The sequence below is a fragment of the Bacillus sp. SSR7 genome (assembly GCF_055902415.1).
Window position 1 is genome coordinate 67,956 of record NZ_JBVVXV010000004.1, and the last position, 18,155, is coordinate 86,110.

The window sequence follows — 18,155 nt, forward strand, 5'->3', positions numbered from 1 at the left end:
TAATCGCCGATATATTCCGAGTTGTGATCGATATATTTGAAAAATCGCTGATATAGTTAGCCAGAAACCCACCTAGGTATCTCGGCTAACCCCACCCCAAACCCAGCTCACACAACATAAAAAAGCGCCCTGCACAGCAGGGCGCTTCTACTTTATCTATTAACCAATAGAACCTTCCATCTCAAACTTGATTAGGCGGTTCATTTCAACTGCGTATTCCATTGGAAGTTCGCGAGTGAATGGCTCGATGAAGCCCATTACGATCATTTCTGTAGCTTCTTGCTCAGAAATACCGCGGCTCATTAGGTAGAATAATTGTTCTTCTGATACTTTTGATACTTTCGCTTCGTGCTCAAGTGAAACGTAATCGTTTTTGATTTCGTTGTAAGGAATTGTATCAGATGTAGATTGGTTATCCATGATTAACGTGTCACACTCGATGTTAGAGCGAGAGTTTTTCGCTTTTGGTCCGAAGTGTACGATACCACGGTAAGTTACTTTACCACCATGCTTCGCAATCGATTTAGAAACGATTGTTGAAGACGTGTTTGGTGCTAAGTGAATCATTTTTGCACCAGCATCTTGGTGTTGGCCTTTACCAGCAATCGCGATAGATAATGTTAAACCACGAGCGCCTTCGCCTTTTAAGATAACTGCTGGGTATTTCATCGTTAATTTAGATCCGATGTTACCGTCAATCCATTCCATCGTTGCGTTTTCTTCACAAACCGCACGTTTTGTAACTAGGTTGTATACGTTGTTCGCCCAGTTTTGGATTGTTGTATAACGGCAATAAGCATCTTTCTTAATGATGATTTCTACTACCGCACTATGAAGTGAGTTAGTCGTGTAAACAGGTGCTGTACAACCTTCTACGTAGTGTACGTGTGCGCCTTCGTCTACGATGATAAGCGTACGCTCGAATTGTCCCATATTTTCAGAGTTAATACGGAAATACGCTTGAAGTGGTGTATCAACTTTCACACCTTTTGGAACGTAGATGAATGATCCACCAGACCAAACTGCAGAGTTTAATGCAGAGAATTTGTTGTCTGTTGGTGGGATTACTTTTCCGAAATGCTCACGGAAAATATCTTCGTTCTCTTTTAATGCGCTATCTGTATCTTTGAAGACGATTCCTAGAGCTTCTAGGTCTTCTTTCATGTTGTGGTATACAACTTCAGATTCGTACTGTGCAGATACACCAGCTAAATATTTTTGCTCAGCTTCTGGAATACCTAATTTATCAAATGTTGCTTTAATTTCATCAGGTACTTCATCCCAAGACTTCTCAGATTTCTCAGATGGTTTTACGTAGTACGTAATTTCATCGAAATCTAAGTCGTTTAAGTCGCCGCCCCATTGTGGCATTGGCATTTCGTAGAACTTATCCAGTGATTTTAAACGGAAGTCTAACATCCACTGTGGTTCTTCTTTCATACGTGAAATCTCTTCAACGATCTCTTTTGTTAAACCGCGTCCAGCACGGAAAATCGAAACGTCTTTGTCTTTGAAACCATATTTATAATCGCCGATATCTGGCAGTTGCTTCGCCATGTTGGTGTGTCCCTCCTTAGATAACCTCGTTTTTAGGAACCTTTAACATTACTTATCTTCGTTTAAGCCCTTTTCTAACGCTTTCCACGCTAATGTTGCACATTTAATACGTGCAGGGAACTTGCATACGCCTTGTAATGCTTCAATATCTCCTAAATCGATGCTGTCATCGTACTCTTTTCCTAGCATCATGTCAGAGAAAATTTTCGAAAGCTGAAGTGCTTCTTCAATTTTCTTACCTTTTACTGCTTGTGTCATCATTGAAGCTGAAGACATTGAGATTGAACATCCTTCGCCTTCAAACTTCGCCTCTTGCACAATACCTTCTTCTACTTTCATCGTAAGTTGAATACGATCACCGCAAGTTGGATTGTTCAAGTTAACGGTAACACTATCTTCTAATACGCCATGGTTACGAGGATTTTTGTAATGATCCATAATAACTTGACGATATAACGTATCTAAATTATTAAATGACATTTGTGAAATACTCCTTTGTCTTGATTAGCGAGTCAACAAATGTATCAATTTCTTCTTTTGTATTATATAAATAGAAGCTCGCACGTGCTGTTGAAGAAGCTTTTAGCCACTTCATAAGCGGTTGTGCACAGTGATGTCCTGCGCGAACTGCAATGCCTTCTACATCTAATACAGTCGCAACATCGTGAGGATGTACGTCTTCAATATTAAATGTAACAAGACCTGCGCGATGCTTTGGACCATAAATTGTAACGCCATCTACTTCTGATAGTCTTTCTAAAGCGTATTGCGCTAATTCATGCTCATGCTTTTCAATATTATCAAGACCGATTTCTTCTAGGAAATCAATTGCCGCACCAAGTCCGATTGCATTACCGATAATCGGTGTACCTGCTTCAAACTTCCACGGAAGCTCTTTCCAAGTAGATTCTTGTAAATCTACGAAATCAATCATTTCACCACCAAATTCAATTGGCTCCATATTGTTTAGCAATTCTTTTTTACCATATAATACGCCGATACCTGTAGGTCCGCACATCTTATGAGCAGATAATGCGTAGAAATCACAGTTTAAATCTTGTACATCCACTTTCATGTGAGGTGTACTTTGTGCACCGTCAACGACCATAATTGCGCCATTTTCGTGTGCAATTGCTCCGATTTCTTTTACAGGGTTAATCGTTCCAAGTACGTTAGAAACATACATGATAGAAACGATTTTTGTATTCGGTGTAATTGTTTGACGAGCATCTTCTATTGAAATTGTCCCATCTGGTTGAAGCGGAAGATATTTTAAAGTTGCACCAGTTTTCTTCGCAACTTGTTGCCACGGAATAATATTACTATGGTGCTCCATGTAAGAAATAACGATTTCATCGCCCTCTTTTACATTTTCAAGACCATAGCTAGCTGCTACTGTATTTAATGCAGTTGTCGTTCCGCGTGTGAAAATAATCTCTTCCATTGATTTCGCATTGATAAACTTGCGAACTTTCTCACGTGCACCTTCATACGCGTCGGTAGCTTTCGTACCGAGCGTATGAACACCGCGATGCACGTTAGAATTGTATTCTTTATAGTAACGCTCTAACGTTTCAATGACTTGAATTGGTTTTTGAGAAGTTGCTGCACTATCGAAATAAACAAGTTGTTTGCCGTTCACTTTTTGATCAAGAATTGGAAACTGTTTGCGTATTTCATGAATATTCATTAGCGAACTTTCCTTTCAATTACTTCAACAAGCTGTGCTTTTACTCCTTCAATTGGAAGCTCATTAACTACAGGTGCTAAGAATCCATGGATGACTAAACGTTCTGCTTCGCGTTTTGGAATACCACGGCTCATTAAGTAGTATAGTTGAGTTGGATCTACGCGACCTACTGAAGCTGCGTGACCTGCCATTACATCATCTTCGTCAATTAAAAGAATTGGGTTTGCATCACCGCGTGCTTTCTCATCTAACATAAGAACGCGAGAAGATTGTTGTGCATTTGATTTAGATGCACCGTGTTCAATCTTACCAATTCCGTTAAAGATAGATGTTGCACTATCTTTTTGTACACCGTGTTTTAAAATCCAACCTTCAGAGTGTTTACCGAAGTGAACAACTTTAGTTGTAAAGTTTTGCGTTTGGTTACCACGGCCAATTGTTACTGTTTTTGTATCAGCATATGAACCGTCGCCCATTAAGTTTGTAACGTTCTCTGAAATTGTGTTTCCGTCATTCATAAGGCCTAGAGCCCAATCAACACGGCCGTCGCGTCCAACAATACCACGGCGGTTAACGTAAGTTGTTACGTCTTTTGCTAATAGATCAACCGCACCGAATTTCACTTGTGCGCCTTGTTCCACGATTACTTCTGCTACGATATTTGCAATACCTTTAGCATTTTCATTTGCAACGTAGTTTTCTACATAAGTTGCAGTACTGTTCGCATCAGCTACGAATAATACGTGGTTATATACGTTAGCTTCTTCGCCGTCTACTAAGAATACAGCTTGAAGTGGAGTTTCAAGAACAACGTTTTTCGGAACATATATGAATGCACCGCCGTTGATTAATGCAGCATGAAGTGCAGTTAGACGATGCTCGTCTACCTTCACGCCGTCTTTCATTAAGTACTTTTGTACTAGTTCAGCATGCTCTGTTGCAGCTGTTACGATGTCTGTAAAAATAACACCTTTTTCTTTTGCTTCGTCTGCTAAAGAAACGAATGCAGTTGTACCAGTACGTTGCACTAATACGCTGTTATTTTCATCGATTAAGTTTTTCACTGCTTCTGGAAGCTCTGTTAAAGAACTTACAGGCTCTTGCTTAGCAGCGTCGCCTTTTCCGATAAAGTCCCATTTGTCAATTTTCGTTTTATCAGGCGTTGGCATTGGAAGTTCAGTTGCTTGTGCAAGAGCTTGTAAGCGGAACTCAGTCAACCAAGCTGCTTCGTTTACTTCGCTTGCGCGTTGACGGATTGTTTCTTGATCGAAAGGTAATGTACCGATTGTCATGTTTATGCTCCTCTCTTACGCTTCTTGCTCTGTTGTTTCGTCTTCAATACCTAATTCTTTTTTAATCCAGTCGTAACCTTCCGCTTCTAGACGTTGTGCAAGCTCAGGGCCACCAGATTTAACGATGCGACCGTTCATCATAACGTGAACGAAGTCTGGAGTGATGTAGTTTAATAAACGTTGGTAATGCGTAATCATTAGGCAACCGAAGTCTTCGCCGCGCATTTCGTTAATACCTTTAGATACAACTTTTAATGCATCGATATCAAGACCTGAGTCAATTTCGTCTAAGATTGCGATTTTTGGCTCAATCATCATTAATTGAAGAATTTCGTTACGTTTTTTCTCACCGCCAGAGAAACCTTCGTTTAAGTAACGTTGTGCCATTTCTGGATCCATTTCTAGGAATTCCATGTTTTTATCTAATGTACGGATAAATTTCATAAGAGAAATTTCATCGCCTTCTTCACGACGTGCGTTAATTGCAGAACGTAAGAAGTCAGCGTTTGTTACTCCGCTAATTTCACTTGGATATTGCATTGCTAGGAATAGACCTGCTTGTGCGCGCTCGTCTACTTCCATTTCTAATACATCTTCACCGTCGATGATGATGCTACCTTCTGTTACTTCATATTTTGGGTGACCCATAATTGCAGAAGATAAAGTTGATTTACCTGTTCCGTTAGGTCCCATAATTGCGTGGATTTCTCCACCTTTTACTTCAAGGTTTACACCTTTTAAAATTTCTTTGCCATCAATTGATACGTGTAAGTCTTTAACCGTTAATGTAGAACCAGCCATCTCAATACCTCCATTAATCCTATATATACATTTTAAAAATTCCTAAAACGTTCATATTCTCATTTTATTCTCATTCTAATTTTATATCAAATAAAATGATATCGCAAACGACGAAAAAAAGTAACAATTTTTTCACAAATGTATATAAGTATTTCCTTCACATCTTTCTATGATACACCTTTCTTCTTATTTATATAAAGAAAAAAGGACTGGTAATTTTCCAGTCCTTTCCTTATATTTATTCACTTACCGGAAGTACCGCACCTTTATATTCTTTATTAATAAAATCTTGAATTTCTTTTGAATGCAGTACTTCTACTAGCTCTTTAATTTCTTTTTTCTTCTCGTCACCTTTACGAACTGCAATAATATTTGCATACGGAGAGTCTGATCCTTCAATGGCAATTGCATCCTTTGTTGGATTTAATTTCGCATCAATTGCATAGTTCGAATTAATAAATAAAGCATCGCCTTCATTATTTTCATATAACTTTGGTGAAAGACCAGGCTCTACATCTGTTTTAAACTTTAAGTGTTTCGGGTTTTCTACAACATCTTTTACTGTCGCCTTAACAACATCTACTCCGTCTTTAAGTTTAATAACGCCGCCTTTTTGTAACAATGCTAGCATACGGCCACGCTCCGCTACGTTATTACTCATAATCACTGTCCCGCCATCCGGCAAGTCTTTTAAGCTTTTATATTTCTTAGAATAAATGCCCATTGGCTCTAAATGGATTTTTCCTGCGTTTACAATTTTATATCCCTTTTCTTGAATTTCTTTATTTAAGTACGGAATGTGTTGGAAGTAGTTCGCATCAATTTCCTTATCCGCTAACGCTTTATTCGGCAACACATAATCTTGGAACTTTTTAATTTCTAATTTAATACCCTTTTTCTCTAATATTGGCTGTGCTTTTTCTAAAATAACAGCGTGCGGCACGTTAGAAGCTCCAACAACAAGCTTATTCTCATCTTTTCCCCCGCAAGCAGCTAATGTAAATACAGATAGTGCTGTAACAACTGACAGTAAAATCTTTTTCATATGATGTCCCCTTCTCCCCAATAGTTATGTAGTTATAAAAAGGGCCGGCATACACCAACCCTTTGCAGCAATTATTCTTTTACAGGAACAACCGCTCCTTTATATTCTTTGTTAATAAAGTCTTCAATTTCTTTAGAATGTAATACTTCTACAAGAGCCTTGATCTCTTTCTTATCTTTATCACCTTTACGAACAGCTACTACGTTTGCGTACGGTGAATCATTTCCTTCAATTGCAATTGCATCTTTTTCTGGGTTTAACTTCGCATCAATTGCATAGTTCGAGTTAATTAAAACAGCGTCGCCTTCTTTATTGTTATACACTTGTGGTAATAAACCAGGCTCGATATCTGTTTTGAATTTCAAGTTTTTCGGGTTATCCGCGATATCTTTTGGAGTTGCTTTAACTGGATCTACTCCGTCTTTAATTTTTAAAATACCTTCTTTTTGTAAAATTGCTAAACCACGTCCATGGTCAGCAACTGAATTACTCATAATAATTGTCGCTCCGTCTGGAAGTTCTTTTAAGCTCTTATATTTTTGAGAATATACACCAATCGGTTCTAAATGAATTTTTCCTGCTACTTCAAAATCATATTTTTTATCTTTCATTTCTTTTTCTAAATACGGAATGTGCTGGAAGTAGTTTGCATCTAATTCCTTATCCGCTAACGCTTTATTTGGTAAAACGTAATCTTGGAATTTTTTCACTTTTAATTCAATTCCTTTTTTCTCAAGTAACGGTTTTGCCTTCTCTAAAATTTCAGCGTGCGGTACGTTAGAAGCCCCCACAACAAGTTTCTTTTCATCTTTATCTTTTCCGCCACAAGCAGCTAACCCAAAAATTGAAGTTGAAATCAATGCTGTAAGTAATAATTTTTTCATTTGAAACATCCTCCCGTTTGTTTATTATCGTTTATCTATTCGAGTCGTTACACGATCACCAATCCACTGAATGAAAAATACAACTAGTAATACACAAATTGTCGCAACGATTGTTACATCGTTATTCCCTCGTTGGAATCCTTCTAAGTAAGCAAGTGTTCCAAGTCCACCAGCACCAACAACTCCCGCCATTGCTGTATAGCCCACTAAAGCAATTGTCGTAACCGTAATACCAGATACTAACGCTGGTAACGATTCTGGAATTAACACTTTCAAAATAATTGTGCTTGTTTTTGCTCCCATCGCCTTTGAAGCTTCAATTACCCCTTTATCAATTTCACGAAGTGCAATTTCAACCATTCTTGCATAAAATGGTGCCGCTCCAATAATTAAAGCTGGAAGCGCAGCACTCGCTCCAAGAATTGTTCCAAGCAAAATCTTTGTGAATGGAATTAATAAAATAATTAAAATGATGAACGGTATCGAGCGAAAAATGTTTACGAACGCTCCAATCGCTGTGTTAACCGCTTTGTTTTCCCATAAATTATCTTTCGCTGTCATAAAGAGTAACAATCCTAAAATGAGTCCTAAAACAAATGTGGCAAGAGCGGCGATTGCCGTCATATATAACGTTTCACCAGTTGCTTCTAACATTTGATTCCAATCAACATTTGTGAGTAACTTATCCATGTGCAATCACCTCCAGCTCTACTTGATCTTGATGTATTCCCTCTATTGCTTGCTGAATCGCTGTTTCCTCACCATTTAAATGAACAACTAAACTACCGTAAGAGCCGTTATTCGTTTGTGCGATATTTCCTTGCAAAATGCTAACTTCTATATCACTGCGTTGCATTAATCTTTGAAGTACTGGTCTTTCTACCGCTTCACCGATAAACTGCAAACGAACTACTTTTCCATCTGGATATTTTTCAATTAAACTTTCAATCGTTTCATTTGTATCTTCAGAATCCGTTAACTGCTGTACAAATCGTTTCGTCATGTCTTGCTGTGGATTACGGAACACATCAAGTACTGGACCTGTTTCTACAATTTTCCCTTTCTCCATTACTGCAACACGATTACAAATCTTTCGAATTACGTGCATCTCATGTGTAATAAGTACAATCGTTAAACCGAGACGTTTATTAATATCTAATAATAAATCTAAAATTTGATCTGTCGTTTCTGGATCAAGAGCTGACGTTGCTTCATCACATAAAAGTACTTGCGGATTGTTAGCTAACGCTCTTGCAATCCCAACACGTTGCTTTTGGCCTCCACTCAGCTGAGATGGGTACGCGTCTCCTCTCCCTTCTAATCCAACAAGATGAATTAGCTCATCCACGCGTTTTCTTCTCTTCGCCTTATCAACACCTGCAATTTCAAGTGGGAACTCGATATTTTCACGTACAGTTCGTGACCAAAGTAAGTTGAAGTGCTGAAAGATCATTCCGATTTCTTGCCTTGCCTTACGAAGTTCGCTTCCTGTAATTGCTGAAATGACACGATTTGCAATTGTAATTTGGCCAGAAGTTGGTTTCTCCAACTGATTGAATAATCGAATTAAAGAACTTTTTCCAGCGCCACTATATCCGATAACACCAAATATTTCACCTTTATCTATTTTTAAATTGGCATTATCTACAGCAGTGACATCACCGCTTTTTGCTTTATATATTTTCTTTACATTCTCTAATAGAATCATGGTGTATCACCCCTTTTTTTAATAAAAAGCGTAAGCGGCTCGCTTAGAACAAGAGGGCGCCCAAATCCCAGACGTAGAGGCGCTTTTTGCCTCATAGGAAGGGATGAAACGACCGACTGTTCTAGCCGCTGGAGCTAGATTTTTGGTCGACTCCGCAATTTTTTATGTTTAATGCGTGTAGTCCACCATTATCACTACTTTTATTATTTGAATGTCCTCCACATTCAAACAACAAAAAAACCTTTCCGCTTTAGAGAAGCAGAAAGGTTTATGTGCGTATATAACAACATTATCCCTCTCTCTCATCTCTCAAAGCATTTGCTTTGCAGGAATTGGCACCATTTCAACATAAGTTGACGGTTGCCGGGCTTCACAGGGCACAGTCCCTCCACCTCTCTTGATAAGAGAAATCAGATTACATTTTCGTCTGATTTGTAATTTATGAAATTGTCTATATTTTATGAATTGAATTGTATCAATATCCACACACCATGTCAACAGAAATTTTCGCAAAAAATGAAACTTCAGAATTTTAAGCACCTACTGACATCGGTTTACATATATGAAACATCGATTCAACTAATAGCATCGTTCGATACGTTCCCGAATATTGTACACGTCCATCATTCATTAACATTTGCAATCGTACATTACCATTCACTAATTGTTTTACATCTTCTTCATCTGCACAAACGATTTGCTCCGTTCCTCTTTCTTCTTTCAACAGCTCTATATAATCTCTTGAAATTTGTAATGAACAACTTTCATCTCCAAAGCGGAAATTAACAGTTTTTTCTCCTTGTCTTAAAAGCGGCTCTAAATGATATTGACCATTAGCGTAATTTACAAATGATTGCAGCAAAGAATATAATTCCACTCTAAATCACATCCTTCATATCACTTTCTATTACACATACCATTCCCTCTCACTAAAGAGCAATCCTGTTACTTTCGCTCGACAAATACTGTAACCACCCTGCATCTCGACATATTTCCCGAGAAATATGTCGAGGCGGCAAAAACTTTGCCGCCTACTTTAATTCCGTATATAAATATTCAACCGAATGAAATGCGTATATCTTCTTCATCAGTGTCCCATTTTCAAAAACAAGTAAACAAGGTACACTTTCGATTCCATACTCTTTCGCGAAATGCGGAGCATAATTTAAATCCAACATTCCAATTTTCAAATCTTCAATTGTCATCTCAACAACCGTTAACATCTTTTTTGCTAATTGGCATGTTCCACACATTGGAGTATATACATATAACACTGTTTTTTCTTCATTCTCTATTAGGGCTGTAGCTTCGGCTCCTGTCCAGTCAATCACTTCTATCATTCCTTACCGTAAATATTCTGTATAAACGTCAATGTCAGCTCCCCATAATACATTTGCTAAGTGTGAAGATGGCGCAGTTGCCACTTCTCTGTACGAGCGATCAATATAAATATGCTCTGCTTGCGGAAATTCTTTACGGAATTGTTTCCTTAACTTTTCTCCAGCATCATCAGCATCCACTAGTACATACACATCCTTATCAAAAAACTGATCAATGAGCTCATCCATTTTCGACAAACCAATTGTACCATTTGTACAAACAATTTCCACCGGTTCACGAATAATAGATTCAATCTTTCTTCTATCTGATGTACCTTCTACAATAATGACTTTTTCTACATAAACCATATGTCATCACCCGATCACCATATACTATACAACCTTTAACTTAGTATATAGTATATTCGTTATTTTCATGTTGTTTCCTGTTTATTTTTGCAAAAGAAAAGCGGAAGCGGCTCGTTCAGATTGTGAGGGGGATGGAGCTTCTGACGTAAAGGCGCTTTTTGCCTTGCAGGAAGAAGCGAAGCCACCGAACAATCTAGCCGCTGGAGCTGGATCATAAAGAAAAGCGAGACCGACTGCTTAGCCCTGTTGGCTAAGGTTCTTTCGCACAGAAGACGCTTTTTGTCTTCTCGTGCGGAAGGTTCTTAGACATGAAGGGCTAGGAGGTGGAGCTGGACAATGAAAAGCGCAAGCGGCTCTTTCAGGTTGTAAAGTTCCATAAAACCTTACCGAAAAACATTCATTCCTATAATAGCTTATTCATTTACACTCGATTTTAAATGTATTATGTAACACAAAATAAAAAAGGACAGCACAAAGGCTGTCCTTTAGTCGACTATGATTAGTCTTGGTTTGTCATTTCTGCATATTTTTCAGCAGTTAATAACTTCTCAACTTGGCTTGCATCAGAAAGTTCAACTTTAACCATCCATGCACCCTCGTATGGAGATTCGTTAACAAGTTCTGGTTGGTCACTTAATTCTTCGTTTACTGCTACAACTTTACCGCTTACAGGTGCGTATAATTCAGAAACTGTTTTAACAGATTCTACGCTTCCGAATGGCTCGTCAGCTTCGATTGTTGCACCTACTTCTGGAAGTTCAACGAATACGATATCGCCTAGCTCACTTTGTGCAAAGTGAGTAATACCGATAACAACTTCATTACCTTCAGTTTTTACCCATTCGTGTTCTTCAGAGTAACGTAAATTATTTGGAATGCTCATGACTGTACCTCCAGTGAATGTATTAATTATGTAAAAATACCTTATTGGTACTTTTTCCACACACTTTCAAACTGCTCTTCGTTAAAACCAAGTGTTACCTTCGTTCCATCTGTTACAATTGGACGTTTAATCAACATGCCATCAGATGCTAAAAGCTCGTACATTTCGTCTTCACTTGCATCTTTTAGCTTATCTTTCAGACCAAGTTCACGGTAACGCATTCCACTTGTATTAAAGAATTTTTTTAATGGTAATTCACTTTTTTCATGTAAATTACGTAAATCTTCTTTTGATGGTGGATTTTCAACAATATGAATCATCTCATATGCTACATCGTTTGCCTCAAACCATTTCTTTGCTTTTTGACATGTGCCACACTTTGGATATGAATAAAATGTTACTGTCATAAATTCACCTACTTTTTTACTAACCTTTACCTTTATCATATAGAAAACGTTTTATTATTTCAAACGATTATTCGCTAAACTTTTACTTATTTCGTGATAATTTTTAATAATCCTGCAAATTTTTCTTATTTTTCCGCCATTTGTTAAGAAAAAATAAATTTATAAATTTTTTAGATCCTTTCCCAATTCCTTGCCGAACATATATCTTAAACAAACGTTTGATTAACTCACTATTTTTCTTTGTTCACCCTTGAGCTGCAACAATTTCTCCCTACCGAACATATCCCTTAAACAAACGTTTGATTAACCCACTATTTTTCTTTGTTCACCCCTGAGCTCCATCGATTTCTTCCTACCGAACATACATCTTAAACAAACGTTTATTTAACCAGTTCAGCCTAGTCACAAAATCTAGAAATAATTCACATGACAAAGGCGTACAGATAAAAGGAAATAATGATTTTGGCCGTAATAGTGAGAGTATTCCATGATGTTAAAGAAATTACTGCAAAGAAAAAAGACGCATTTAAATAGATGCGTCTTTTGGCGATGTTTCTTTTGTGAAATCATATAAAGCAATTGCGCCTAAAATAACCAATATACTTTCAGGGGCATCTAACAAAATAGTTCTCCAAGTTTCTGATACTATCCATTTAATACCTGCTGATTCAAGATATGCTTGAAAATAACTGATTGTAAAATCAATTACAAATAAACATACAAGTAATGTTAGACCGAATCGAATTAATTTCTTGTTTTTAAACATGTAACACCTCTCAAAATTCATTGGATATTTCTAATTTTAGTTCATTACATATAAAAATCTCTATATTTAATTTTAACACATAAAAATTCCAAATAAATACAATATGCATATTTGCATATTTCGTGTATCTTGAGGAATTACTGTTAATAAAAAAGCCCTACTAGTGTAGGACAAAATGGCTTTAGCAACCCCAACAAATAATCCCATAAATAACGAAATTATTTGAACCACTGTATAGTCAATCCCCGCCCTTGAAATACGGGGAAATCCCTGTTCCTGGCTACTAACCCTAATGAATAACCCACCGCATAACACTACGACGGATGGATACTATTGAGCTCATAATTAAGAAATTACTACAAAGAAAAGCAATGAATAAACATGACTTTCATAGCATAATCACTTCTATATTCAATACAAATTAAAGTGAATTATATTTCTTTACTTTTAAAGGAATAGATATTACATATAAATCTATAGCATAAGTAATAATCAAAATCCCTTTTCCTTCATCCGCAAATTTTGCTTGCAGAAACTTTTCTGAAACTTTCCTTTTTCCCCATCTCTTTGGAAGATATCCGAATCCTAAGAACATAATAATAGCCCGATACTCATTAACTTAACTACCTTTCTTTTTTCCATGATATTTCAAATTCTCCACCATGTTCTTCTGTTATAATTTTAACTTTATATGTATCATCTTTAGACACTTTAATATTATTTTTACTGTTTCCACTATTAACTTCCAGTATTGTATTATCATTTGAATCTAAAACATAAGCCTTTATGGTTCCTTGTTTAGTTTTATCATCAAAGGTAAATGTCCAGCTTTCACCTTTTTTTACATCCATATCTTGAGTTGCAAAACCTGTGAAACTTTTATACTTTCCATCTATACTATTTGAACCTCCATGAACCTTACCACCAACAATCGTTCCCTCTCTTGTAAAACAACCACTAAGAACCACCAAACATAGAACAAATAATAATGTATTTTTAATAATTTTCAACATCATTCCCCCTTATCCTCTTATTTACATTTTTTCTTTCATAAAGAAAAATGGACCTATGCCCCCGTAAATAACGTGATGAATCTTGACAATCCCCTTGTTAGAGTACCATATAAAAAATAAAAAGGAGTAATAAGCAATGAATATTAAAATAGTGGATATATCAGACAAATTATTAGATGGATATAAAGTTTTAGTTCAAGTAGATAGCAATCAATTTATCGCTGAGTGGGATGGCGATAAGCCAGAAAAATACGAAAACTATAATGTAGAAATACATATAGATGATGAATTTATATGGAATACAAATATAGCCTTTTCAGATAAAAATGCAAATGCAATAATTCAGAATAGTAAAGGCTTTAAAGTAATTGCTAAGCTAGATTATAACGTTGAGGATAACTTAGCAACACTACATATCTACGATAGTATAATACTAATTGATTTAGAAGAAATCGAGCAAGATATAGAAAATGAATGGGTAGAAATGCAGTGCACTTCAATTAAGATATTTAATACTAATTTTTAAAAGAAACCCATTACATAACTATGGCATAGTCGTTATGATGTAATGAGATATAGAAAGAGTAAACGAGTATATAAATAAAGGTGTTTATATGCATATGAATATCCTACTGCAATTCCTGCTCAAGCAGACGCCACTAACCAATACCAATTACAAAGGGAGATGTGGAACTAACATTATCACCCCTTAATAAAACGAGCTAATAATGGATGAGCTTCATTAAAAATTTATATTTAAATCCGCAATAGCTGATATAAAATTATAAATCGGTATCATTACATCTCGCATACGTTGTAAAGCTTGCATGAACTTCTCAATCATATTTTTATCTGTGCTTCTGCATAAAAAATAAGAAGCCTCGTTTACAGGCTTCTTTCTCATCTATTCAAATAATCTGCAATGGTTTGAAATACGACGATATACATATTATGAATGCTTTCTTCAGTATTTCCGCCATTAGATAAACCAACTGCCCATTGTTGTCCTTCACCACTTCCGATATTTGCAAACCCTTGCGTGTACATAGCATTTACATCTTTTCGGGCACTGTTATACTCTATCCCTTTTGTAATAAAAATCGAATACGATTTATCTTGTAAACCGATAAAAAACACTGGTTTCTTTAGTGATAAAAATACATTTTTATATTGCTCTGTTGAGGCTTCTTGAAAGTGATCTTTCATTATTAGAAAACCATCTACTTCCTTAGATTTCTTTTCCAGTTCCTCTAACTTCATTTCCTCAAACTTTACATTCCTAAACGTATCTTTCGGTTTTTCTCCAACAACTCCAATTACGAGTGCTCTTCCGTTATATTCTAATTTCTCTCCTTCTTTATCCTTTGCACACCCAGCACTCGCTAGGCATATCAATATAAAAACTAAGAAATACGATAAACGCTTCATTTAGCACCCTCCCCTTCTTTTCAGTCAAGTGACAAAAACGTAAGGTGAATTCAAGAAAATGTAAGCAAAATCGATAGCCCAAATTGCGTTTCTATATTATAATCAATTGAATTTACTTACATTACTAAACATAGGAGATTATCATGAAGAAATTTAAACTTTCATCTTTTCTTCCGTTAAGTTATATACTTCTACTCGTACTCGTAAGTCCCCTTTACGATGTATTAAATAAATCGGCTGTACACGCAGTAGATGTCACAACTGTAGTAGATAATTGGATTCCATTTGTGAAAGCATTTATTATCCCTTATTTACTTTGGTTTCCTTACTTATACGGCGCACTTATTTATTACTGCTTTGCAGATCGAAAGCAATATTATGTCACTTTAAGTAGTGTCATTCTTGGAAAACTTGCTTGTTTTTCTATTTATTATTTTTGGCAGACAACTGTACCACGTCCAACAGTCGTTGGATCAGACGTATTTTCCGAACTAGTCCGCTATATTTATAGTATCGATCAACCGGTAAATTGTTTCCCAAGTATTCACGTTCTTACTACATTTGTCATTATGCTAGCTGCCTTTAAACGTAGAGAACAACATGCATTTGAGTATTACATCCTTACGTTCTTCGGTACGCTTATTATTTTATCAACGCTATTTACGAAGCAACACGCATTTGTAGACGCCATTTCTGGAATGACGCTTGCAAGCATACTATACTTCGGCGTTCAACTTTTATTAGCAAAAGAAACCGTACGTGTTCCAGTAAAACAAAATCAAAAAATGTAAAAAGCAGACTGTGGCTTCTCAGTCTGCTTTTCTCTATATAAAGGGAGATTTTCAAGTTAAGATTGCGGTACAGTCATATCACCAGAGTGAATACGACCTGCTTTTTTAAGAGCAATGTAAAGTATATAAGAAACAGCTACTGGAATGACGATATAAGTGATTACCATCGCTGGGACAACTTCCCATCCTTCGCTGGAAATTAAATTAATTGGTGCGATAAGGGAACTTAATCCAAGACCTGCAATTTCTTTTCCTGCTTCCAGTTGGAAAATTAATGCGGATACTGGACCAACTATCGCACTGGCGACAACAGTTGGGACGAGAATCATTGGATTTTTAGTAATATTTGGCAACTGTACTTTCGGAGTACAAAGTGCTTGAGCTAATATGCCACCTAAATTATTTTCTTTCGCTGAGATAACAGAGAATCCGATAAACTGAGCAACGCAGCCTGCAAGAGCAGCACCACCTGCAACACCGTCTAAGCTAAGTGCGATCGCTAACGCAGCTGATGAAGCTGGAGAGATAAGTAATAATCCCCAAACGACCGCAATAACGATAGAAGCGATGAACGGGCTACCAGCTGAGCTATCTTTAATAAATGCTCCAACTGTATTTAAAACAGGAGTAATATTATGAGATAACCAAATACCGACTAAACCAGAACCTAATATTGCTGCAAATGGAACGAGCATCATATCTAACGCAGTTTTTCCACTTAAACGTTTACCAATATATACAGCTAAAGTCGCTGTTAATAATGCACCGATTGGCTCACCTGTTTTAATAATTAGACCTGCTTCAGTAATTGAAATGGATCCGGCACCAATTGCTCCAGCTACCATAGCCGAGAAAATTACAAGACCGTTTGCACCAAGCATAAAAGCAATTCCGGCACCAATTGCTGGTGCCATAAGTGATTTTGCAACAACTCCGATTGTAATAAGCAACGGAATATCAACAATTCTTCCTATATTTTCGATCAGTAAACCAATTCCGAGGGATACGAAAATACCTTGTGCAATTCCAGCAGAAGCTTTAAATACACGAGACATTATATATTCCTTCATTTGTTTCACCTTCTCCTATAAGTTAGTAACCAATTGTTTTCATATAATCACGTAAAATGTCGTTTGATTTTGCGAATCGAGATTCTTCATCTTCTGTTAAGTTTAGTTCTACAATTTCTTTTATACCGTCTCTAGTAATAATAGCTGGTACTCCTGTGCAAAGATCATATTCACCATACTCACCATCTAAAATAGCTGATACAGCAATGACACGGTAATCATCGTTAAAGATTGAGCTCGCAATATATGCTAGAGAATTTCCGATTCCGTAATAAGTTGTTCCTTTACGTTTATAAATTTCCCATCCAGCTTTTGCAGTCTTCTCAACGATTTCATCTAAATCTATTTCACCAAATCGTTCTTTTTGTTCTTCTAAGATTTGCAGAATTGGTTTTCCACCAACAGTTACGTGCGACCAAGCAACCATTTGAGAATCACCATGTTCCCCTAATGAATACCCGTGAATACTACGAGGATCTACATGTAACATTTCAGATAAAATTGTTCGTAAGCGAGAAGAATCTAGTGATGTACCAGTACCGATCACACGATTTCTAGGTAATCCAGATAATTTCCACACTTGATATGTAATAATATCAACTGGGTTCGATGCAAGTAAGAAAATACCGTCAAATCCACTTTCCATTACGCCACCAACAACACTTTCCATAATCTTTGCACTCGCTCCTAAAGTATCTAAGCGACTTTGCCCTGGCTTTGGTGCTGGTCCTGCTGTAATAATAACAATATCCATATCTTTGCAGTCTTCATAGCTTCCTGCATATACTTTTGTTCTTGTATTTGTAAAGTTAATGCAGTGTGATAAATCCATCGCTTCCCCAACTGCACGTTCATGATTTATATCAATTAATAATAGCTCTTCGCAAATGCCTTGATTCACAATAGAATATGCACAACTTGATCCAACTAATCCAGTACCGATAATTGCAATTTTTCTTGTATTTCGTTTCATAGCAATCTCTCCTAATTGATCATATAATCTATTTCTTTTGTTCTTTACACTCCTAATTATAGAGATTCCCACGATATAAACCATGGATACTTTGTGAAATATTGAGCAAAGTTTTTGTCCTTTTTGTGAATTGTTATATTCCATTTACGTCATATTTGT

General features: G+C 36.6%; 22 protein-coding genes and 1 riboswitch. Of the genes, 3 read left to right on the forward strand and 19 right to left on the reverse strand.

The genetic code is table 11. The annotated features are described in order from the left end of the window. Positions 1 to 159: 159 nt before the first annotated feature. The 12 genes from sufB to AC0NJG_RS09950 form a co-directional block, all read right to left on the reverse strand. Positions 160 to 1,557: a Fe-S cluster assembly protein SufB gene (gene sufB / locus AC0NJG_RS09895; protein WP_001118827.1), complete on the reverse strand. Its 1,398-nt coding sequence runs from the start codon at positions 1,555 to 1,557 to the stop codon at positions 160 to 162. Between the two features lie 48 nt (positions 1,558 to 1,605). Continuing rightward, positions 1,606 to 2,037, reverse strand: coding sequence for a Fe-S cluster assembly sulfur transfer protein SufU (gene sufU / locus AC0NJG_RS09900; protein WP_000009523.1), 432 nt, complete (start codon positions 2,035 to 2,037; stop codon positions 1,606 to 1,608). Then, positions 2,027 to 3,247: a cysteine desulfurase SufS gene (sufS, locus tag AC0NJG_RS09905; RefSeq protein WP_001020760.1), complete on the reverse strand. Its 1,221-nt coding sequence runs from the start codon at positions 3,245 to 3,247 to the stop codon at positions 2,027 to 2,029. The genes sufU and sufS overlap by 11 nt, the downstream gene beginning before the upstream one ends. Beyond that, positions 3,247 to 4,539 carry a Fe-S cluster assembly protein SufD gene (sufD, locus tag AC0NJG_RS09910; RefSeq protein WP_087955003.1) on the reverse strand — a complete coding sequence of 431 codons (1,293 nt, stop codon included), beginning with the start codon at positions 4,537 to 4,539 and terminating at the stop codon, positions 3,247 to 3,249. The genes sufS and sufD overlap by 1 nt, the downstream gene beginning before the upstream one ends. A 15-nt stretch (positions 4,540 to 4,554) precedes the next feature. After that, entirely contained in the window at positions 4,555 to 5,340 is a 786-nt protein-coding gene (sufC, locus tag AC0NJG_RS09915) for a Fe-S cluster assembly ATPase SufC (RefSeq protein ID WP_061129185.1), read from the reverse strand. Between the two features lie 238 nt (positions 5,341 to 5,578). Beyond that, a complete protein-coding gene (gene metQ / locus AC0NJG_RS09920) occupies positions 5,579 to 6,385 on the reverse strand; it encodes a methionine ABC transporter substrate-binding lipoprotein MetQ (protein WP_087955004.1) in 807 nt (268 codons plus the stop codon). A 71-nt stretch (positions 6,386 to 6,456) separates the two neighbouring features. Then, positions 6,457 to 7,269, reverse strand: a complete 813-nt coding sequence (gene metQ / locus AC0NJG_RS09925; protein WP_087955005.1) for a methionine ABC transporter substrate-binding lipoprotein MetQ — start codon at positions 7,267 to 7,269, stop codon at positions 6,457 to 6,459. 24 nt (positions 7,270 to 7,293) lie between these two features. Then, positions 7,294 to 7,959, reverse strand: coding sequence for a methionine ABC transporter permease (locus AC0NJG_RS09930; protein ID WP_000359556.1), 666 nt, complete (start codon positions 7,957 to 7,959; stop codon positions 7,294 to 7,296). Continuing rightward, a complete protein-coding gene (locus tag AC0NJG_RS09935) occupies positions 7,952 to 8,977 on the reverse strand; it encodes a methionine ABC transporter ATP-binding protein (RefSeq protein WP_088326906.1) in 1,026 nt (341 codons plus the stop codon). The genes AC0NJG_RS09930 and AC0NJG_RS09935 overlap by 8 nt, the downstream gene beginning before the upstream one ends. Positions 8,978 to 9,276: 299 nt before the next feature. Then, a riboswitch (SAM riboswitch) is annotated at positions 9,277 to 9,384 on the reverse strand. A 125-nt stretch (positions 9,385 to 9,509) separates the two neighbouring features. Then, positions 9,510 to 9,854 (reverse strand): hypothetical protein, encoded by a 345-nt coding sequence (locus tag AC0NJG_RS09940; RefSeq protein WP_087955006.1) that lies wholly within the window; start codon positions 9,852 to 9,854, stop codon positions 9,510 to 9,512. A gap of 154 nt (positions 9,855 to 10,008) precedes the next feature. Then, the gene (locus AC0NJG_RS09945; RefSeq protein WP_001998544.1) at positions 10,009 to 10,317 is read right to left on the reverse strand and encodes a thioredoxin family protein; all 309 of its coding nucleotides are present in this window, start codon (positions 10,315 to 10,317) and stop codon (positions 10,009 to 10,011) included. A 3-nt stretch (positions 10,318 to 10,320) separates the two neighbouring features. Then, positions 10,321 to 10,665, reverse strand: coding sequence for a toprim domain-containing protein (locus tag AC0NJG_RS09950; RefSeq protein ID WP_087955007.1), 345 nt, complete (start codon positions 10,663 to 10,665; stop codon positions 10,321 to 10,323). A gap of 67 nt (positions 10,666 to 10,732) precedes the next feature. Between AC0NJG_RS09950 and AC0NJG_RS09955 the strand changes: the two genes are divergently transcribed. Next, positions 10,733 to 10,882 (forward strand): hypothetical protein, encoded by a 150-nt coding sequence (locus AC0NJG_RS09955; RefSeq protein ID WP_176398059.1) that lies wholly within the window; start codon positions 10,733 to 10,735, stop codon positions 10,880 to 10,882. Positions 10,883 to 11,164: 282 nt separating this feature from the next. Here the strand turns inward: AC0NJG_RS09955 and gcvH are convergent, their stop codons facing one another. The 4 genes from gcvH to AC0NJG_RS09975 all read right to left on the reverse strand — a co-directional run bounded on the left by gcvH (position 11,165) and on the right by AC0NJG_RS09975 (position 13,734). After that, on the reverse strand, positions 11,165 to 11,548 hold the full coding sequence (gene gcvH, locus AC0NJG_RS09960; RefSeq protein ID WP_000026900.1) for a glycine cleavage system protein GcvH: 384 nt from the start codon (positions 11,546 to 11,548) through the stop codon (positions 11,165 to 11,167). A 41-nt stretch (positions 11,549 to 11,589) separates the two neighbouring features. Continuing rightward, on the reverse strand, positions 11,590 to 11,955 hold the full coding sequence (locus AC0NJG_RS09965) for an arsenate reductase family protein (protein ID WP_000218967.1): 366 nt from the start codon (positions 11,953 to 11,955) through the stop codon (positions 11,590 to 11,592). A 526-nt stretch (positions 11,956 to 12,481) separates the two neighbouring features. Next, positions 12,482 to 12,721 (reverse strand): DUF3937 family protein, encoded by a 240-nt coding sequence (locus AC0NJG_RS09970; protein WP_071722402.1) that lies wholly within the window; start codon positions 12,719 to 12,721, stop codon positions 12,482 to 12,484. A gap of 623 nt (positions 12,722 to 13,344) precedes the next feature. After that, complete coding sequence (locus AC0NJG_RS09975; protein ID WP_140168493.1) at positions 13,345 to 13,734, reverse strand: hypothetical protein; 390 nt, start codon at positions 13,732 to 13,734, stop codon at positions 13,345 to 13,347. Between the two features lie 136 nt (positions 13,735 to 13,870). Here AC0NJG_RS09975 and AC0NJG_RS09980 point away from each other — a divergent pair, with 136 nt between their 5' ends. Further along, positions 13,871 to 14,260, forward strand: a complete 390-nt coding sequence (locus tag AC0NJG_RS09980) for a hypothetical protein (protein ID WP_070807095.1) — start codon at positions 13,871 to 13,873, stop codon at positions 14,258 to 14,260. A gap of 374 nt (positions 14,261 to 14,634) precedes the next feature. On the opposite strand, the gene AC0NJG_RS09985 is transcribed toward AC0NJG_RS09980, so the two are convergent. After that, the gene (locus AC0NJG_RS09985; RefSeq protein WP_087955010.1) at positions 14,635 to 15,162 is read right to left on the reverse strand and encodes a hypothetical protein; all 528 of its coding nucleotides are present in this window, start codon (positions 15,160 to 15,162) and stop codon (positions 14,635 to 14,637) included. 143 nt (positions 15,163 to 15,305) lie between these two features. On the opposite strand from AC0NJG_RS09985, the gene AC0NJG_RS09990 reads away from it, so the two are divergent. Beyond that, positions 15,306 to 15,953, forward strand: coding sequence for a phosphatase PAP2 family protein (locus tag AC0NJG_RS09990; protein WP_087955011.1), 648 nt, complete (start codon positions 15,306 to 15,308; stop codon positions 15,951 to 15,953). A 56-nt stretch (positions 15,954 to 16,009) separates the two neighbouring features. Here AC0NJG_RS09990 and AC0NJG_RS09995 read toward each other — a convergent pair whose 3' ends face one another. Together AC0NJG_RS09995 and AC0NJG_RS10000 are read right to left on the reverse strand one after the other, a co-directional pair. After that, positions 16,010 to 17,023: a PTS sugar transporter subunit IIC gene (locus tag AC0NJG_RS09995; protein ID WP_000666177.1), complete on the reverse strand. Its 1,014-nt coding sequence runs from the start codon at positions 17,021 to 17,023 to the stop codon at positions 16,010 to 16,012. 22 nt (positions 17,024 to 17,045) lie between these two features. Beyond that, a complete protein-coding gene (locus AC0NJG_RS10000) occupies positions 17,046 to 17,996 on the reverse strand; it encodes an L-lactate dehydrogenase (protein WP_087955013.1) in 951 nt (316 codons plus the stop codon). Positions 17,997 to 18,155: the final 159 nt, after the last annotated feature.

What these genes read in the sequence shown, in the direction of transcription:
- sufB (WP_001118827.1), bottom strand. Translation starts at nt 1,557, where the DNA reads ATGGCGAAGCAACTGCCAGATATCGGCGATTATAAATATGGTTTCAAA.
- sufU (WP_000009523.1), bottom strand. Translation starts at nt 2,037, where the DNA reads ATGTCATTTAATAATTTAGATACGTTATATCGTCAAGTTATTATGGAT.
- sufS (WP_001020760.1), bottom strand. Translation starts at nt 3,247, where the DNA reads ATGAATATTCATGAAATACGCAAACAGTTTCCAATTCTTGATCAAAAA.
- sufD (WP_087955003.1), bottom strand. Translation starts at nt 4,539, where the DNA reads ATGACAATCGGTACATTACCTTTCGATCAAGAAACAATCCGTCAACGC.
- sufC (WP_061129185.1), bottom strand. Translation starts at nt 5,340, where the DNA reads ATGGCTGGTTCTACATTAACGGTTAAAGACTTACACGTATCAATTGAT.
- metQ (WP_087955004.1), bottom strand. Translation starts at nt 6,385, where the DNA reads ATGAAAAAGATTTTACTGTCAGTTGTTACAGCACTATCTGTATTTACA.
- metQ (WP_087955005.1), bottom strand. Translation starts at nt 7,269, where the DNA reads ATGAAAAAATTATTACTTACAGCATTGATTTCAACTTCAATTTTTGGG.
- AC0NJG_RS09930 (WP_000359556.1), bottom strand. Translation starts at nt 7,959, where the DNA reads ATGGATAAGTTACTCACAAATGTTGATTGGAATCAAATGTTAGAAGCA.
- AC0NJG_RS09935 (WP_088326906.1), bottom strand. Translation starts at nt 8,977, where the DNA reads ATGATTCTATTAGAGAATGTAAAGAAAATATATAAAGCAAAAAGCGGT.
- AC0NJG_RS09945 (WP_001998544.1), bottom strand. Translation starts at nt 10,317, where the DNA reads ATGATAGAAGTGATTGACTGGACAGGAGCCGAAGCTACAGCCCTAATA.
- AC0NJG_RS09950 (WP_087955007.1), bottom strand. Translation starts at nt 10,665, where the DNA reads ATGGTTTATGTAGAAAAAGTCATTATTGTAGAAGGTACATCAGATAGA.
- AC0NJG_RS09955 (WP_176398059.1), top strand. Translation starts at nt 10,733, where the DNA reads ATGTTGTTTCCTGTTTATTTTTGCAAAAGAAAAGCGGAAGCGGCTCGT.
- gcvH (WP_000026900.1), bottom strand. Translation starts at nt 11,548, where the DNA reads ATGAGCATTCCAAATAATTTACGTTACTCTGAAGAACACGAATGGGTA.
- AC0NJG_RS09965 (WP_000218967.1), bottom strand. Translation starts at nt 11,955, where the DNA reads ATGACAGTAACATTTTATTCATATCCAAAGTGTGGCACATGTCAAAAA.
- AC0NJG_RS09970 (WP_071722402.1), bottom strand. Translation starts at nt 12,721, where the DNA reads ATGTTTAAAAACAAGAAATTAATTCGATTCGGTCTAACATTACTTGTA.
- AC0NJG_RS09975 (WP_140168493.1), bottom strand. Translation starts at nt 13,734, where the DNA reads ATGTTGAAAATTATTAAAAATACATTATTATTTGTTCTATGTTTGGTG.
- AC0NJG_RS09980 (WP_070807095.1), top strand. Translation starts at nt 13,871, where the DNA reads ATGAATATTAAAATAGTGGATATATCAGACAAATTATTAGATGGATAT.
- AC0NJG_RS09985 (WP_087955010.1), bottom strand. Translation starts at nt 15,162, where the DNA reads ATGAAGCGTTTATCGTATTTCTTAGTTTTTATATTGATATGCCTAGCG.
- AC0NJG_RS09990 (WP_087955011.1), top strand. Translation starts at nt 15,306, where the DNA reads ATGAAGAAATTTAAACTTTCATCTTTTCTTCCGTTAAGTTATATACTT.
- AC0NJG_RS09995 (WP_000666177.1), bottom strand. Translation starts at nt 17,023, where the DNA reads ATGAAGGAATATATAATGTCTCGTGTATTTAAAGCTTCTGCTGGAATT.
- AC0NJG_RS10000 (WP_087955013.1), bottom strand. Translation starts at nt 17,996, where the DNA reads ATGAAACGAAATACAAGAAAAATTGCAATTATCGGTACTGGATTAGTT.